The organism is Acidimicrobiales bacterium (assembly GCA_036399815.1).
Taxonomy (GTDB): Bacteria; Actinomycetota; Acidimicrobiia; order Acidimicrobiales; family DASWMK01; genus DASWMK01.
This window is the reverse complement of the sequence record DASWMK010000184.1, coordinates 1-14,545: the sequence shown is the minus strand read 5'-3', so window position 1 is coordinate 14,545 and position 14,545 is coordinate 1. Positions and strand designations below refer to the sequence as shown.

Sequence of the window (14,545 nt, the reverse complement as noted above, 5' to 3'; positions counted from 1 at the left end):
CGCGTACGCGGCGGCCGGGCTGCTGGCCGTGGCCGCCGCCGCCACCGTCCTGGAGGAGCCGCTCGACGTGCCGGTCGACGTCGGCTTCGCCGCCGACCGGCCGATCGCCGCCGCGGCCGGGGCGCTGGCCGGGGTGGCCGTCGCCATGGCCGTCGGCGTGGCGGCCGTGCGGGAGCGGGCGCCGGCGCTGGCCGCCGGCCCGGTGGCGGCCTCCCGGCCCGGCGTGGTCACGAGGGCCCGGCGCGCGGCGCCGGCCTGGGCCGTGCCCGTGGCCGCCGCCGCCGGCGCCGCCGTCGTGGCGGTGGCGGCCAGGGCCGTCGCCCCGTGGTCGCTGATGCCGGCCGGGCTCGAGGCGGCCGCGGTCGCTCTCCGGAACGGGGTCGGGCTGGACCCGTCCGACCCGCCGCTGGCCGTCGTCGTCGCCGCCTTCTCGCCGGTCGGCCCGGCGCCGGCCGCCACCGTCGCCGCCGCCGTCGCCGCCGCTGCGCTGGCCCGCCGCATCCGCCAGCCGGCCGTCGTCGCCGTGGCCGTCGCCGCCGGCCTGGCCGGCACCCGCTTCGACGTGGCCGTCGCCGTCGCGCTCGCCGCGCTGGCCGTGCTGGCCGGTCGTCGCCGGCCGGTCGTCGCCGGGGTGCTCCTCGGCGCCGCCGCGCTGGCCCGGCCCGAGGCCGTCGTCCTCGCCGGGGTGGCCGCGGCGTGGGCCGGCTGGCCGGGTGGGCTCGTCCTCGCCGGCGTCGCCCTGGCGACCGTCGCCCCGTGGGTGTGGGCCCGCTGGTGACCGGCGCCCGCCCGGGCCTCTCCCCTGGCTTCCGGTGGGGGGTGGCGGCCGCCGTCGCCGGCGTGCTGGCCACCGTCGTGGCCCTCACCGTCGTGCTCGGCCCCGAGTGGTCGCGGCGGGGGATGATCGAGGTCACCGGGACGATCGAGGGGTTCGACCGGCCCGACGCCGCCGACGGCCTGGGCGCGCTCGCCGGGCGGCCGTGGGTGGTCGAGGGCGGCGGCCGCTGGGGGGTCGCCGGCGGGGCCGCCTACCTGTCGTCGCCGGCCCCGGCCCGCAGCTTCGCCCTCGTCGACGTCGGCTCGCCCGACGTCGCCGTCTCCGCCCGCCTGTCGGCCGTGCGCAACGGCGCCGGGCTGGCCTTCGCCTACTCCCGGCCCGGCCGGTTCTGGGCGGTCGTGGCCGTGCCCCAGGTGGCCACCTGGAACCTGGTGGAGGTGGTCGACGGCCGGCCGACGGTGCGGGGGTCGACCGGGCAGTCGGCCGTCGCCGACGGCACGGAGGTCGCGGTGGCGCTCTCGGGGGACGAGGTGACGGTCGCCGTCAACGGCCGGCCGGCGCTGACCGTCGACGGCCTCCCCGCCGACCGGTCGACCAGGGTGGGCCTCACGGTGGCCGGGCCCCAGGCCGGCGAGGCCCGCTTCGACGAGGTCGCCGTCGCCCTCGCCGGCGACGAGCCCCTCCCCGGCGCCGGCCCGCCCTGACCGCCGGCCCCGCCGCGGCGCAGGTTGAGCCGCCGACGAGCGCCGCTGCGGCGCCGGCCGGCCGTCGCCCCGGCGGCAGCCGCCGACCGGCGCACCTGCGGCACCGACCCGCCGGCCCCGCCGACGAGCGCAGCCGCCGCAACGGCCCGTCGTCGTCGCCCGGGCGGCAGCCGCCGACCGGCGCACCTGCGTCACCGACCCGCCGGCCCTGCCGCCGCACAGGCCCTCGCCGCGACAGGCGCCGGCCTCGCCGTCGACGAGCGCCGCTGCGGCGCGGGCCCGTCGTCGTCGCCCGGGCGGCAGGCGCCGACCGGCGCACCTGCGGCACCGACCCGCCGGCCTCGCCGGTCCTTCCCCTTCGCGTAGGCTTGCCGGGGTGGGGGCGGCGGCCGTGGGGACCGAGAGCGGGCCGGCGGCCGATCCCCGCCCCGGCGCCGGCACCCGGTTCCGCGCCCTCGACGGCTACCGGGCGCTCGCCTGCCTGCTGATCGTCGTCGCGCACGTGCCCGAGGGGCCGGCCGGGCTGCTCGGCGCCGGCTACGTCGGCTTCCTCGGCGTCGCCATGTTCTTCACCCTGTCGGGCTTCCTGCTCTACCGGCCCTTCGTCGCCGCCCACCTCGCCGGCCGGCCCCGCCCGGGCACGGGCCGCTTCCTGCGCCGCCGCCTCCTGCGCATCTACCCGGCCTACCTGGTCGCCCTGACCGGCTACCTGTTCGTGTTCGACCACCCGCCCGTCGGGAGCGTCCTCGACTACCTGAAGCTGTACGGCTTCCTCCAGATCTACGACGCCGAGCTGATGCCGAAGGGCATCCCGCCGGCGTGGACGCTCTGCACCGAGATGAGCTTCTACCTGGCCCTGCCGCTGCTCGCCATGGCCGCCCGGTCGCTCGCGGCGGCGCTCTGGCGGGCCGGCGACGAGGCCCGGCTGCGGGCCGAGGTGTGCGTGGTGGCCGGCGTGTTCGTCGTCGGCCCGCTGTTCCGGATGGCCCTCGTCGCCACCGGCCCGCACGGGGTGGGCGACGCCTGGCTGCCGGCCCAGGCCGACTACTTCGGGCTCGGCATGGCGCTCGCCGTGGCCAGCGTGTGGGCGGCCGACGGCGGGCGCCTGCCGCGGGCCGTCGACGCCATGCGGCGGGTGCCGTGGCTCTGCTACCTGCTCGCCCTCGAGCTGCTGTGGGCGCTCGGCCGCTTCGACCTCCCCGTCGGCTTCGACCGGGCCGGTCCCGGCACCCAGGTCGCCCGCAACCTCGTGTACCTCGGCGTGTGCCTGTGCCTGGTCGTGCCGGCCGCGTTCGGCCGGGCGGGCGCGCTCGGCCACCGCCTCCTCGCCAGCCGCCCGCTCCACGCGCTGTCCGAGGTGTCCTACGCCCTCTACCTGTGGCACATGCTCTGGCAGCGCCAGGCCGTGGACTGGCTGGGCGGGCCCGGCCCGGCGACGTTCTGGTCGGTCCTCTACGTCGGCCTGCTGCTGGCGCTGACGTCGGCCGTCCTCAGCTACTACCTCGTCGAGCGGCCGGCGGCCGCCGTGCGCGACGGCACCGGCGGCCGGTGGTGGGCGAGGGTCGACGCCCGCCTCGGCGCGGGCGCCTACCAGCCGGCCCGCAGCGGGTAGCCCCACCGCCGCAGCCAGGGGACGGTCATCGCCGTCACCAGCGCGCCGTCCCGCCGGCGCATGGCCGACCGCCACTCCTCGTCCACCCGGAAGGTGACGTCGGCGTGGCCGAACCGGTCGGGGTTGCCCCACACGCTGTGGGTCGGGTCGAGGGCGACGGTGCGGTCGCCGACGAACGCCCCGCCGAAGTCGACGCCGGCGAACCGGCCGATGCGGTCGACGGTCGACCGGGGCTCGGCGGCCAGGTCCTCGTAGCGCACGAGCAGGTAGCGGTCGGGGTGGCGGCGGCCGAAGGCGGCGGCCGTCTCGTTCAGCACGGCCCACGTCGTCGTGCTCATGGCCGGGCGGTAGGTCGGCATGAACGACTCGCCGTCGTAGCCCCACTCCCGCTTCTGCCGGGTCCACGAGTACGCCGCCGCCCGCGGGTCGCGGACGAGGTGGACGACCCGCACGTCGACGGCCGGCCGCCGGCTCCGCAGCACGAGGCCGTAGAGCGGGTCCTTGGACGCGTCGACCACCAGTCGGGCGCCGGTCGCCAGCGCGATCGCCGTGTACAGCCGCTGCAGGGTGGGCGCGTAGGGGTCGGTGCGGGCCAGCAGCACCCGCCAGGCCCAGCGGTTGGCCGCCATCGGCACGTGCCGGGTCCGCATGTGGCGGTAGCGGTCGACCATGGTGCGGGCGAGCTCGTCGTCGACCCCGCCGAACCCGGCGGCGAACACCGCCGACCACACCGGGCAGGCCCGGAACGGGCGGCCGCAGCCGCACCGCCCCCCGGCCAGCACGGCCCGCTCCCACACGTGCCAGATCTCGCCGCCGGCGAACACGCCGGGCGCCTGGCCGAGGAGCCGGTCGAGGAGCGTGCTCCCGCAGCGCCCGGTGCCCGCCAGGTACAGTACGCGGACCCCTTCGGGGCCCCCCTCCGCATGCCGCGACCCGACGCGCTCCGGCGCCTGTTCGACGACCCGTCCTTCGCCTGGGCGGCCCGCCCCGACCAGGTCGCGGCCAGGGCCGGGCTCCTCCGCCGGGTGCTCCCCTCCGACCGGTCGGGCCTGCGGATGCTCGACCTCGGCTGCGGTGCCGGCGAGAACACCGCCGCCCTCGCCGCCGCCCTCGGCGTCGACCGACCCGTCGGGCTCGACTGGGCCGCGCCGGCCCTCACCAAGGCGGCCGACGCCGGCGTCCTCCCCGTGCAGGCCCTGCTCGACGGGGCCGACCTGCCCTTCCCCGACGCCGCCTTCGACCTCGTCGTGCTGACCGAGGTGATCGAGCACCTCGTCGACACCGACCACGCCGTCGCCGAGGCCCGCCGGGTGCTGCGGCCGGGCGGCTGGTTCCTCGTCACCACCCCGAACCTGGCCGCCTGGTTCAACCGCGTCCTGCTGCTGGCCGGCGTCCAGCCCGCCTTCTCCGAGGTCAGCACGACCAGGGTCTACGGCCGCCCCGGGACCGAGGTCGTCGGCCACCTGCGCCTGTTCACCCGCCGGGCCCTCGTCGCCTTCCTGGCCGACGCCGGCTTCGCCGACCTCACCCTGGCCGGCGCCCCCTACCACGACGTGCCCCGCCCGGCCCGGCCCCTCGACCGCCTCCTGGCCCGCTGGCCCGAGGTCGCCGCCGGCCTCCTCGTGGCCGCCCGCCGGCCCGGCTGAGCCCCCGGCCGGCCCCGTCACCGCCCGGCGACGAGGTCGCCCAGCACGTCGCGCAGGTGCTTGGCCTGCTGGGTGAGGTCGAAGCGCTCGAGCACGTGCTCCCGGTTGCGCCGGCCCCACGCCTCGCCGTCCGGCCCGAGCGCGGCGCGGATGCCCTCGGCCAGGGCCGCCGGGTCGCCCTCGGGCACGAGCGGGTTCCAGGGCGGCACGACCTCGGGGATCACGCCGGACCGGGTGGCGACCACCGGCAGCCCGCAGGCCATGGCCTCGACCAGCACGAACCCGAACTGCTCCTCCCACTTCGGCGTGGTCTTCGACGGGAGCACGAGCACCCGACCGGCCCGGAGGACGTCGGGGATCTCGGCCCGGGGCCGCCGGCCGGCGACCCGCAGCCACGGGGCCGTCGCCGCCCGAGCCTCGAGCGCGGGCCGGAGGTGACCGTCGCCGACCATCGTCAGCCGGAAGCCGTCGACCTCGGGCGCCAGCCGCTCGGCCGCCGCCACCAGGTCGTGCACGCCCTTGTCGGCGCCCCAGTTGGCCCGCAGCATGCCGACGAACAGCACCTCGGGCCCCGGCTCGAGGACGGGCGCCGGGCGGAAGCGGTCGGTGTCGACCCCGGGGTGGACGACCGCGCACCGCTCGGCCGGCGCGCCCATGGCGACGAGGTGGTCGACGGCCTTCTGCGAGAACCCGACGAAGCAGTCCGCCCGCCGCAGGGTGCGGCGCAGGATCGGCCGCCACGGCGGCACCCGGTAGAGGGGCATCGTGGTGAGCGTCTCGAACACGAGCACGGCGTGCGGCGCCCGCAGCCGGCGGGCGAGGCGGGCGGCCTGGGCGGTGCCGAACGAGAACGCCTCGAGGGAGACGACCACGTCGGCCGGCCGGCCGTCGAGCGACGACAGGCCCCGCAGCCAGGCGACGGCCGCCGTCCACCCCTCGTGCCCGCCGAGGAGGGGGAGCCGGCGGACGGGCAGGACGACGGTGCGGTCGCCGGGCGCCCGCTCGCCGTCGGCCACGACGGTGAGGTCGGTGGCCGGCATGGCCCGCACGAGGTCGTACTCGTTGCTGGTCCGGGCCGGCGGCAGGCAGAGGACCGCCCGCATCAGGCCGCTCCGACGGGCTCCGCGGCGACGACGGCCACCGGCCGGGGCGCCGCCCGGGGGGACCGGCGGCGGACGGCGACGGCGAACGCGGCCGCGCCGAGCTGGCCCCAGAACCACGCCGCCGCCGCCCCCTCGGCGCCCGAGCGGGGGACGAGGACGAGGGCGGGGACGAGGATGGCGAGCGCCAGCACCGCCGTGATGGCGACCGTGCGGGCGTGGTCGTGGTGCAGGCGGGCCTCGGAGAGCAGCACGCTGGTCAACGCCCAGGGCACGCCGGCGGCGACGAGGGGCAGGAGGAGGCCGGCGGCGTCGGCGTAGCCCGCGCCGTAGAGCCCCATGGCCCACCGGCCGAGGACGGCGGTGACCACGAGGGCGGCGGCCATCACGCCGACGGCCAGGCCCAGCGCGGTGCGCACGTGGCCGGCCACCCCGTCGGTGGCCTTGCCCCCCTCGACCAGCAGCACCTGGCCGATCGTCTGGGGGAGCAGGGCGGCGACGGCGGCGACGCTCCAGGCCACGAAGAACCTGGCGTTCTCGGCCGCCGGCACGTTCACCAGCACGAGGACCGGGACGGCGAACGTCGGCGCGTACGCGGCCAGCATCGAGGCGTAGTTCACGGTCGCGTAGCGGGCCGCCCGCCGGGCCACGTCGGGCAGCGGGCCGAGCGCGAACCGGCCGGGGGCCAGCCGGTTGACGACGAGGCACCCGAGCCACCCGCTGGCCGCCGGCGCGCCGGCGCCGAGGAGGAAGACCCAGAGCGCGCCGCTGCCGCCGAGCGGGGTCCACAGCAGCGGGAAGCGCAGGAGGCCGACGGCGGCGTAGCGGGCCAGCACCCACCCCCACCGCCGGGCGGCGACGAGGCGGACGTCGTTGAGGATGGCGAGCGACGTGCCCGCCACCACGAGGGCGAAGATCGCCGTGCCGACCGGGTCGCCCCACCAGCGCAGGACGTGGGCGGCGGCGGGGTCGACGGCGGCCAGGTAGAGGGCGCCGCCGGCCAGCGACGTGACCGTCGTGAGGACCAGCGCCCAGGTGAACAGCACGCTGGAGCGGTCCGAGTCGTCGGCCGCGAACGCCGCCGTGGCCACCGGCAGGCCGAGGGTGGTGGCGTAGTTCACGAACATCACCGAGGTGAACAGCGCGGACGCGTTGCCCACCTGGTCGGCCCGGTACAGGCGGGCGGCGACCAGCCAGAAGGCGGCGCCGGTCACCGCCCCGACGGCCACGCTCACGCCCATCCAGGCCGAGCCCCGCACGACGTGGCCCGGCGCCGTCGTCGGCTCGGTCATGCGGTGGCGAGGGCGGCGCGGAGGTGGGCGGCGGCCGGGTCGAACAGCTCGTTGGCGGCGAGCACGGCCGGTCGCACGTCCACGTCGGGCAGCCGGGCGGCGAGGTCGGCGGCGATCTCGCCGGAGTCGGCCGGGGTCACGAACGGCAGCAGGGCCATCGCCCCGGACGGCAGGGGCAGCACCGGGGTGGCCAGGTCGAGGTGGACCCGGAGGCCCTCGGCCAGCTCGGCGCCGGTCGCCCGGTCCCGCCGGCAGCGGGCGACGATCGAGGCCAGCACCCCGGGCGGCCGGGACTTCAGCCAGATGCGCCCGACGCTGCGGGCCATGGCGACGGAGTCGGCCGGCATGCGGACGTGGCTGCCCCGCACCGCCTCCCACCGCACCGGCACCTCGGCGACCCGGTAGCCGATGCGCGACGCGAGGGCGAGCAGCTCGACGTCGAAGGCCAGCCCGTCCTCCTGGGAGAGGTGGAACAGCAGCTTGGCTGCCGGCGCCCGGAACGCCTTGAACCCGCACTGGGTGTCGCGCAGGTCGAGGTCGGTGAGCGCCCTCGTCAGCGCGTTGAACCCCTTCTCCATGGCCGTGCGGCGCAGGCTCATGCCGGTGACCACGCTGCCCGGCGCCGCCCTGGACCCGACGCTGACGTGCGCGCCGTCGAGCGCGGCGACCAGGCGGGGCAGGCCGTCCACGTCGGCGGCCAGGTCGGCGTCCATGTAGGCGATGACCGCGCCGGTGGCCCTGGCGACGCCGGACCGGACGGCCGCGCCCTTGCCCCGGTGGCCGGGCAGCGACACGACCGAGGCGCCCGGGAGGTCGCGGAGGAGGCGGGTGGCGACGAGGGCGGTCCCGTCGGTGCTGCCGTCGTCGACCACGATGAGCTCGGCCCGCTCCCGGCGCACCACCCCGGCGAGGGCCGGCAGCGACCACGGCAGGCGCCTGGCCTCGTTGTAGGCGGGGACCACGATCGACAGCGGCGGGCCGGCGACGGCGCGGGGCCGGGTCGTGAGCGTGACCGGCCGGGCCGGGCGCGACGCGGCGGCCGGCGCGTGGTGGCGGGCGATGGCCTCGTGGGCGACCTCGACGAAGCGGTCGACGGTGGCGTCCCAGGTGAACCGGCCGGCGCGCCGCTGCGCGGCCGCCCCGAGGTCGGCCCGGAGCCGGGCGTCGGCGGCGACGGCCAGCCACCGGTCGAGGAACTGCTCCTCGGTGTCGACCAGCATCCCGGTCACCCCGTCGACCACCGAGTCCCGCACGCCGGGCACCCGGAAGCCGATCGTCGGCGTGCGGGCGGCGGCGGCCTCGGCCACGACCAGCCCCCAGCCCTCGTGCATGGCCGGGTGGAGCAGCATCCAGGCCTCGCCGAGCAGCCGCTCCTTGGTGGCGTCGTCCACCCGGCCGAGCACCTCGACGCCCTCGCCGGCCAGCGCCTTCAGGGTCGCCCGCTCGGGCCCGTCGCCGGCGATCACGAGGCGGCCGCCGGTCACCGGGCGGACGCGCTCCCAGAGGCGCAGCAGGAGGTCGAAGCGCTTGTGGGGGACCAGGCGGCCGAGGGCGAGGAACAGCGGCTCGGGCGACTCCGGCGCGACGACGGCCGGCGGGTCGACCCCGTTGATGACGATGCGGACCTGCTCGGGCGGGACGCCGAGCCGGTGCAGCGACTCGGCCGTCGACGGCGACACGGCGACGAACAGCCGGTTCCGGTAGGCGAAGGGCATGGCCCGCCGCTCGAGCTCGCGGCCGACGGCGGCGACCGGGCGGGGGAACCACTGCGCCCACTGCTCGGTGTGCACGTGGTTGACGAAGCACACCGACGGCCCCCTGCGCCACAGCGGGGTGAAGAAGGCCATGCCGTTGGCCACGTCGACCACGAGGTCGCGGTCCCGGAACCCGCCGGCGTACCGGAACGGCGCGAGCAGGTACTGGGTGTGCTGGCCGCCGTTGGTGACGACCCGGTAGGCGCGCGGCTCGGCCGGCGCCGCGCAGAGCAGGGCGACGTCGTGGCCGCGCTCGACGAGGCCGCCGGCCAGGCGGTCGACGAGGATCTCGGAACCGCCGGCGAGGGGGTTCGCGAGGTCGCGCCAGGCGACGAACAGGATGCGCATCAGGCCCGTCCTCGTGGGCCGGCTGTGGTGCTCAACGCGCGTGACGCTCCGACGATCCCTCCCCTGGGACGGCCCGTGCCCCAACCCCTCGCCGTCCGACGACCGGCGCCGATCCTAGACCGGCCGGTAACAAGGTCGCGGCCACCGTGTCACCATCGGCGGCGTGCCGACGGGCCGGAAGCGCCTCCTCGACGCCGCCGTCCCCTGGCTCGCCGGCCTGGCCACCGGGGCGCTCGTGCTCGGCCCCGGCCTGGGCCCCGGCTCGCTGCTCAGCCTGGACCTCGTCCTCACCCCCCGCATCCCGGTGCCGCCCGGCGTCTGGGGGCTCGGGCCGCCCCTGCCCCAGCGGGTGCCGCTGTCGGTGCCGCTGGCCTGGGTGTCGTCGGTGGCCGGCGGGCCGGCGACCGGCAAGGCGCTCATCGTGGTGGCCGTGGCCGCCGCGTTCGCCGGCGCCGCCCGCCTGGCCGCCGCCGCCCCGCTGCCGGCCCGGCTGGGCGCCGGCCTGCTGTACGCGGCCGGGCCCTTCGCCGTCACCAGGATCGCCGCCGGCCACCTCAACGTGCTGGTGGCCCTGGCCGTGCTGCCCTGGGCCCTGCCCCGCCTGCTCGCCCCCTCGGCGCTGCTGCGGGCCACGTTCGCCTGGCTCGTGGCCCTCGCCGTCGCCGGCCCGGCGGGGGGCGCGCTGGCCCTGCCCGCGCTCGCCGTCGGCCTCGTGGGCGAGCGGGGGCGGCGGGCCGTCGCCGTCGTCGTGCTGGCCGTCGTCGCCCAGGCGCCGTGGCTGCTGCCGGCGGTCGCCGTGCTGGCCGGCGGGGCGGAGGTGACCGGCGCCGACGCGTTCGCCACGAGGGTGGGCGGCCCGCTCGGGCCCCTCGGGGTGCTGGCCGGCGACGGGTTCTGGCGGGAGGGGAGCCAGGTCGGCGGGGGCGGCGCGCTGGTGGTCGTCGGCGCCGCGCTCGTCGCCCTCGCCGTCGCCGGGTGGCGGTCGCTGCCCGCGCCCTGGGGTCGGCGGGGCGCGGTGCTGGCCGCGCTGGGCCTGGCCCTCGCCCTGGCCAGCGGCCTGCCCGGCGTCCGCGGGCCGTACCGCTCGCTCACCGAGACGGCCGTCGGCGCGCCGTTCCGGGACAGCCACCGGATGCTGGCCCTGGCGCTCGTCTGGCTGTGCCCGGCGGCGGCGATCGGGGCGGCGAGGGTGGCCGCCTCGCTGCGGTCGGCCCGGCCGGCGCTGGCCGAGGCGGCCGCCGCCCTGCCCCTCGCCGCCGCCCTCGTCGCCGCTGCGCCCGGCCTGTGGGGGGCGGACGGCCGCCTGGAGCCGGTCGACCTGCCCGCCGGGTGGTCCACCGTCCGCGACGCCGTCCGGGCCGAGCCCGGCACCGTCCTCGCCCTGCCCTGGCACGAGTACCTCTCGCTCGGCTTCGCCGGGGGCCGGGCCGTGCTCGACCCCCTGCCCGACTACCTCGGCGGCGACGTGCTGTCGAGCTACGACCCCGGCTTCGGGGTGCCCCGCCAGGAGCAGGTCGACCCCCGGGGCGACGGCATGGAGGAGGTGGTCGAGGGCTTGCGGCGAGGCCGGCCGGTGGCCGGCGCCCTGCTCGCGAGGGGGGTCCGCTGGGTGGTGCTGCTCCACGAGGCCGACTGGCGGGCGTACGCGGCCGTCGACGACGACCCGGGGCTCACCGCTCGACTGCGCACGGCGTCGGCCGACCTGTACGGCGTGGACGGCTGGCCCGGCCCGGCGGTCGCCGGCGACCCGGTGATCTCCCCGCTGTGGAAGGTCAGCGCCCCCGAGGGCGGCCGCTGGGCCCACCCGTGGGCGCCGGGGTGGCTCCGGGGCTGGGACGGGGCGGCCGCCGCGCCCGGCGGCCTGGTCGACCTCCCGCCCGGCACGGGGCCCGTCTGGTACTGGCCGGCGGTGCCCGTCGCCGGCGGCTCGGCCGCCGTGCTCCTGGCCGGCGGGCTGGCGGGTTGGTCGGCGGCCCGGCGGGGGAGGGTGGTGGACATCGGTGACCGCAGCGGGTTACCTTCTGGCAACTATCTGGTGTGGAAAGGGATCAGGTGACGCGAAAGCCGGTCATCGCAGCGTTGCTCACGGTGCTGCTCGCGCTGGCCGCCGCGTCGCCCGCGGGGGCCCAGGGCTACGGTGAGCCGATCACGGTCTCGCCGGGCGAGGTCATCGAGGTCAGCGGCACCGGGTGCGCTCCGGGCGACGAGGTCGTCATCGCCCTCGACGGCGAGACCCTGAAGGTCGTCACCGCCGACGCCGACGGCAGCTTCACGGCGACGGTCCAGATCCCGCCGGACACGAGCCTCGGCCTCCACACCCTGACCGCCACGTGCTCGGGCGGCGTGGTCCTCACCCTGACCCTGAACGTCGTGGCCAGCGGCACCCTGCCGATCACCGGCTCGTCGGACCGCACGGGGCTGATCGTCGGCATCGGCGCCGCCCTCATCGTGCTGGGCGCGGCCGCCCTCTACGGCGCCCGCCTCCGCCGCCGCCAGACCGTCCCCGCCTGACCCGGCCCCGGCCCGCGCCGGGCCGACCTCAGGCGCGGCCCCTGTACGGCGCCCGCCGCCGTCGCCAGACCGTCCCGGCCTGACCCGGCCCCGGCCCGCGTTGGGCCGACCCCGGGCGCGGCCGCCACCCCGCCCTAGCCTGGACGGGTGCCCGAGGGCGACACGATCCACCGCACGGCGGCCCGGCTGCGACCGGCGCTCGAGGGCCGGGTCGTGCGCCGCTTCGAGGCGCCCCGACTGGAGGGCGAGGCCGCCGGCCGGCCCCGGGTGGGGGTGGCCGTGGCCGGCGTCGAGGCCAGGGGCAAGCACCTGCTCGTCCACTTCGCCGACGGGCTGACCCTCCAGACCCACCTGCGGATGAGCGGCAGCTGGCACCTCTACCGGGAGGGCGAGCGCTGGCAGCGGGGCGCCCACCTGGCGAGGGCGGTGGTCGGCGTCGACGGCTGGGTGGCCGTGTGCTTCTCGGCCCCCGTCGTGCGCCTGGTGCGCACCGAGCCGCCCGGCGGCCCGCTGCTCGGCCACCTCGGGCCCGACCTGTGCCGGGCCGACGCCGACCTCGACGAGGCCGTGCGGCGCATGGCCGAGGTCGCCGGCCCCGGCGACGAGGTCGGCGCCGTCCTGCTCGACCAGCGGGTGGCCTGCGGCGTCGGCAACGTCTACAAGAGCGAGGCGCTGTTCGCCTGCCGGCTCGACCCGTTCCGCCCCGTCGCCGACCTGAGCGTCGAGGAGCGCCGGGCCCTGCTGTCCACGGCCGCCCGCCTGCTCAGGGCCAACCTGGTGGGCGGCCCCCGCACGACCGTCCCCGGAGGCCTGGCCGTGTACGGCCGGGCCGGCCTCGCCTGCCGGCGGTGTGGCACCACCGTGCTGGCCCGGCGCCAGGGCGAGCAGGCGAGGACGACCTACTGGTGCCCGCAGTGCCAGCAGTGACCGGCCGCCGCCGGGTCGTCGTGGTCGGCGCCGGGTTCGCCGGGCTCGCCGTCGTGCGGGGCCTGGCCGGCGTGCCGGTGGACGTCACCCTGGTCGACGCCAACAACTTCCACACGTTCCAGGCGCTGCTGTACCAGGTGGCGACGGCCGGCCTGAACCCGGCCGACGTCGCCTTCCCGGTGCGGGGCATCTTCCACGGCCGCACCGACGTGACCGTCCGCCGGGGCCGGGTGGTGGCCGTCGACTGGGACGCCGGGGTGGTGGTGCTCGACGGCGGCGCCACGCTCGCGTTCGACCACCTGGTGGTGGCCAGCGGGGCGACGACGAACTGGATGGGCGTGGCCGGCGCGGAGCGCCACGCCTTCCCGCTGTACTCGCTGGCCGACGCCGTCCGCCTCCGCAACCACCTGCTGTCCCGGTTCGAGGCGGCCGACGCCGACCCCGAGGCGCCCGAGGGGTGCACGACGGTCGTGGTGATCGGCGCCGGCCCGACCGGCGTGGAGCTGTCCGGCGCGCTGGTCGAGCTGCGGGACAGCGTGCTGCGCAAGGACTTCCCGGCCCTCGACCTGGACGAGGCGCGCGTCGTGCTCGTGGAGGCCCGCGACGCGGTGCTGCCGCCCTTCGCCGCCCGGTCGCAGCGCCACGCCCTCGCCACCCTCGAGGCGAGGGGCGTGGAGGTGCGCCTCGCCGAGCGGGTGGCCGAGGTGGCCCCCGACCGGGTCGTGCTGGCCTCGGGCGAGGCCATCCCGGCCGCCACCGTCGTGTGGGCGGCCGGCGTGCGGGCCGGGCCGCTCGGCGAGGCGCTCGGCGCGCCGCTCGGTCCCGGCGGCCGGGTGGTGGTCGAGGCCGACCTGTCCCTGCCCGGCCGGCCGGACGCGTTCGTGGCCGGCGACCTGGCCGCCGCCCGCGACACGGCGGGGGACCTGCTGCCCCAGATGGCGCCGGTCGCCATCCAGGCCGGCGAGCACGTGGCCCGCCAGGTGGCCGCCCGGGTGGCCGGCCGGCCGACCGAGCCGTTCCGCTACCGGGACGAGGGGATGATGGCGACGATCGGCCGCCGGGCCGGCGTCGCCCAGCTGCCGCGGGGCCTCCAGCTGACCGGGACGCTCGGCTGGCTGGCCTGGCTGCGCCTCCACCTGCTCCGGGTCATCGGCTTCCGCAACCGCACGTCGGTGCTCGTGAACTGGGCCTGGAACTACCTCACCTACGACCGCGGCCCCCGCCTGATCCTCGAGCAGCCGGTCGAACCGCGCCCCTGACCGGGTCGCCGCCCGTCAGCGTCGGGCCGGGCGGTCGGCCAGGCGGACGACGAGGCGCAGGCCCGACCACGTCTCGTCGATGGCGCAGACCTTGTTGTCGACCAGGCCGGCGGCGAGGCCGAGCTCGCGCACGACGTTCTCGGTGAGGTCGGTCGCCACGCCGGACGCCTTCTTCGGCCACGCCACCCACAGGCCGCCGTCGGGGTGCAGGGCCCGCTGGGCGGCCGGGAGGCGGCGGGCCAGGTCGTCCCGCGACGTGGTGAACAGCAGGATCACGTCGGCCGTGCCCCTCGTCGACCGGCGCAGCAGGACGCCGGCGGGCAGCGGCTCGAGCAGCGCGGCCAGGCCGTCGGGGGCGCCGAGGAGGGCGAGCGTCGAGCCCTCCTTGATGCCGAGCTTCCTCGGCAGCGGGGTGCCGGAGTACCCCGCCGGCGTCATCTCGCCTTGCCGTGCTTGACCCGGTACATGGCCCGGTCGGCTCGCCGCAGCAGCACCTCGGCCTCGGCCTCGCCGTCCACCGTGACCGACACGCCCACGCTGGCCGACGGGTCGACCACCACGCCGTCGAGGTCGACGGGCTCGGACAGCGCGTCGGTGACCCGCTGGGCGATCAG

Annotated in this window: 14 protein-coding genes; 8 read left to right on the top strand and 6 right to left on the bottom strand. The window is 78.3% G+C overall.

Features of this window, described 5'->3' with window-relative positions:
* The 3 genes from VGB14_13760 to VGB14_13750 all read left to right on the top strand — a co-directional run.
* On the top strand, nucleotides 1–778 hold a 778-nt coding region (locus VGB14_13760; GenBank protein HEX9993990.1), incomplete at its 5' end, for a hypothetical protein.
* On the top strand, nucleotides 757–1,482 hold the full coding sequence (locus tag VGB14_13755; GenBank protein HEX9993989.1) for a hypothetical protein: 726 nt from the start codon (nucleotides 757–759) through the stop codon (nucleotides 1,480–1,482). The genes VGB14_13760 and VGB14_13755, both read left to right, overlap by 22 nt.
* Before the next feature lie 376 nt (nucleotides 1,483–1,858).
* Nucleotides 1,859–3,094: an acyltransferase gene (locus tag VGB14_13750; protein ID HEX9993988.1), complete on the top strand. Its 1,236-nt coding sequence runs from the start codon at nucleotides 1,859–1,861 to the stop codon at nucleotides 3,092–3,094.
* On the opposite strand, the gene VGB14_13745 is transcribed toward VGB14_13750, so the two are convergent.
* Nucleotides 3,070–3,981 carry a sulfotransferase gene (locus VGB14_13745; protein HEX9993987.1) on the bottom strand — a complete coding sequence of 304 codons (912 nt, stop codon included), beginning with the start codon at nucleotides 3,979–3,981 and terminating at the stop codon, nucleotides 3,070–3,072. The two genes, VGB14_13750 and VGB14_13745, sit on opposite strands and share 25 nt — an antisense overlap.
* Before the next feature lie 36 nt (nucleotides 3,982–4,017).
* Between VGB14_13745 and VGB14_13740 the strand changes: the two genes are divergently transcribed.
* A complete protein-coding gene (locus VGB14_13740) occupies nucleotides 4,018–4,740 on the top strand; it encodes a methyltransferase domain-containing protein (GenBank protein HEX9993986.1) in 723 nt (240 codons plus the stop codon).
* A gap of 17 nt (nucleotides 4,741–4,757) precedes the next feature.
* Here the strand turns inward: VGB14_13740 and VGB14_13735 are convergent, their stop codons facing one another.
* From VGB14_13735 to VGB14_13725, 3 genes are read right to left on the bottom strand one after another with little or no spacing between them, the layout of a single operon-like run.
* Complete coding sequence (locus VGB14_13735) at nucleotides 4,758–5,843, bottom strand: glycosyltransferase (GenBank protein ID HEX9993985.1); 1,086 nt, start codon at nucleotides 5,841–5,843, stop codon at nucleotides 4,758–4,760.
* Nucleotides 5,843–7,132 (bottom strand): hypothetical protein, encoded by a 1,290-nt coding sequence (locus VGB14_13730; GenBank protein ID HEX9993984.1) that lies wholly within the window; start codon nucleotides 7,130–7,132, stop codon nucleotides 5,843–5,845. Before VGB14_13730 ends, VGB14_13735 begins: the two co-directional genes overlap by 1 nt.
* Nucleotides 7,129–9,234 carry a glycosyltransferase gene (locus tag VGB14_13725; protein HEX9993983.1) on the bottom strand — a complete coding sequence of 702 codons (2,106 nt, stop codon included), beginning with the start codon at nucleotides 9,232–9,234 and terminating at the stop codon, nucleotides 7,129–7,131. Before VGB14_13725 ends, VGB14_13730 begins: the two co-directional genes overlap by 4 nt.
* Before the next feature lie 163 nt (nucleotides 9,235–9,397).
* Here VGB14_13725 and VGB14_13720 point away from each other — a divergent pair, with 163 nt between their 5' ends.
* The 4 genes from VGB14_13720 (at nucleotide 9,398) to VGB14_13705 (ending at nucleotide 13,931) form a co-directional block, all read left to right on the top strand.
* The gene (locus VGB14_13720; GenBank protein ID HEX9993982.1) at nucleotides 9,398–11,290 is read left to right on the top strand and encodes a hypothetical protein; all 1,893 of its coding nucleotides are present in this window, start codon (nucleotides 9,398–9,400) and stop codon (nucleotides 11,288–11,290) included.
* Nucleotides 11,287–11,745 (top strand): hypothetical protein, encoded by a 459-nt coding sequence (locus tag VGB14_13715; GenBank protein HEX9993981.1) that lies wholly within the window; start codon nucleotides 11,287–11,289, stop codon nucleotides 11,743–11,745. Before VGB14_13720 ends, VGB14_13715 begins: the two co-directional genes overlap by 4 nt.
* 147 nt (nucleotides 11,746–11,892) lie before the next feature.
* Nucleotides 11,893–12,672, top strand: a complete 780-nt coding sequence (locus VGB14_13710) for a DNA-formamidopyrimidine glycosylase family protein (protein HEX9993980.1) — start codon at nucleotides 11,893–11,895, stop codon at nucleotides 12,670–12,672.
* Complete coding sequence (locus VGB14_13705; GenBank protein ID HEX9993979.1) at nucleotides 12,651–13,931, top strand: NAD(P)/FAD-dependent oxidoreductase; 1,281 nt, start codon at nucleotides 12,651–12,653, stop codon at nucleotides 13,929–13,931. Before VGB14_13710 ends, VGB14_13705 begins: the two co-directional genes overlap by 22 nt.
* Nucleotides 13,932–13,946: 15 nt before the next feature.
* Here the strand turns inward: VGB14_13705 and VGB14_13700 are convergent, their stop codons facing one another.
* Both VGB14_13700 and VGB14_13695 read right to left on the bottom strand, forming a co-directional pair.
* Nucleotides 13,947–14,369, bottom strand: a complete 423-nt coding sequence (locus tag VGB14_13700) for a DUF3052 family protein (GenBank protein HEX9993978.1) — start codon at nucleotides 14,367–14,369, stop codon at nucleotides 13,947–13,949.
* A partial coding sequence (locus VGB14_13695) for a diguanylate cyclase (protein HEX9993977.1) occupies nucleotides 14,366–14,545 on the bottom strand: 180 nt, incomplete at its 5' end. The genes VGB14_13695 and VGB14_13700, both read right to left, overlap by 4 nt.

What these genes read in the sequence shown, in the direction of transcription:
- VGB14_13735 (HEX9993985.1), bottom strand. Translation starts at nt 5,843, where the DNA reads ATGCGGGCGGTCCTCTGCCTGCCGCCGGCCCGGACCAGCAACGAGTAC.
- VGB14_13740 (HEX9993986.1), top strand. Translation starts at nt 4,018, where the DNA reads ATGCCGCGACCCGACGCGCTCCGGCGCCTGTTCGACGACCCGTCCTTC.
- VGB14_13700 (HEX9993978.1), bottom strand. Translation starts at nt 14,369, where the DNA reads ATGACGCCGGCGGGGTACTCCGGCACCCCGCTGCCGAGGAAGCTCGGC.
- VGB14_13725 (HEX9993983.1), bottom strand. Translation starts at nt 9,234, where the DNA reads ATGCGCATCCTGTTCGTCGCCTGGCGCGACCTCGCGAACCCCCTCGCC.
- VGB14_13730 (HEX9993984.1), bottom strand. Translation starts at nt 7,132, where the DNA reads ATGACCGAGCCGACGACGGCGCCGGGCCACGTCGTGCGGGGCTCGGCC.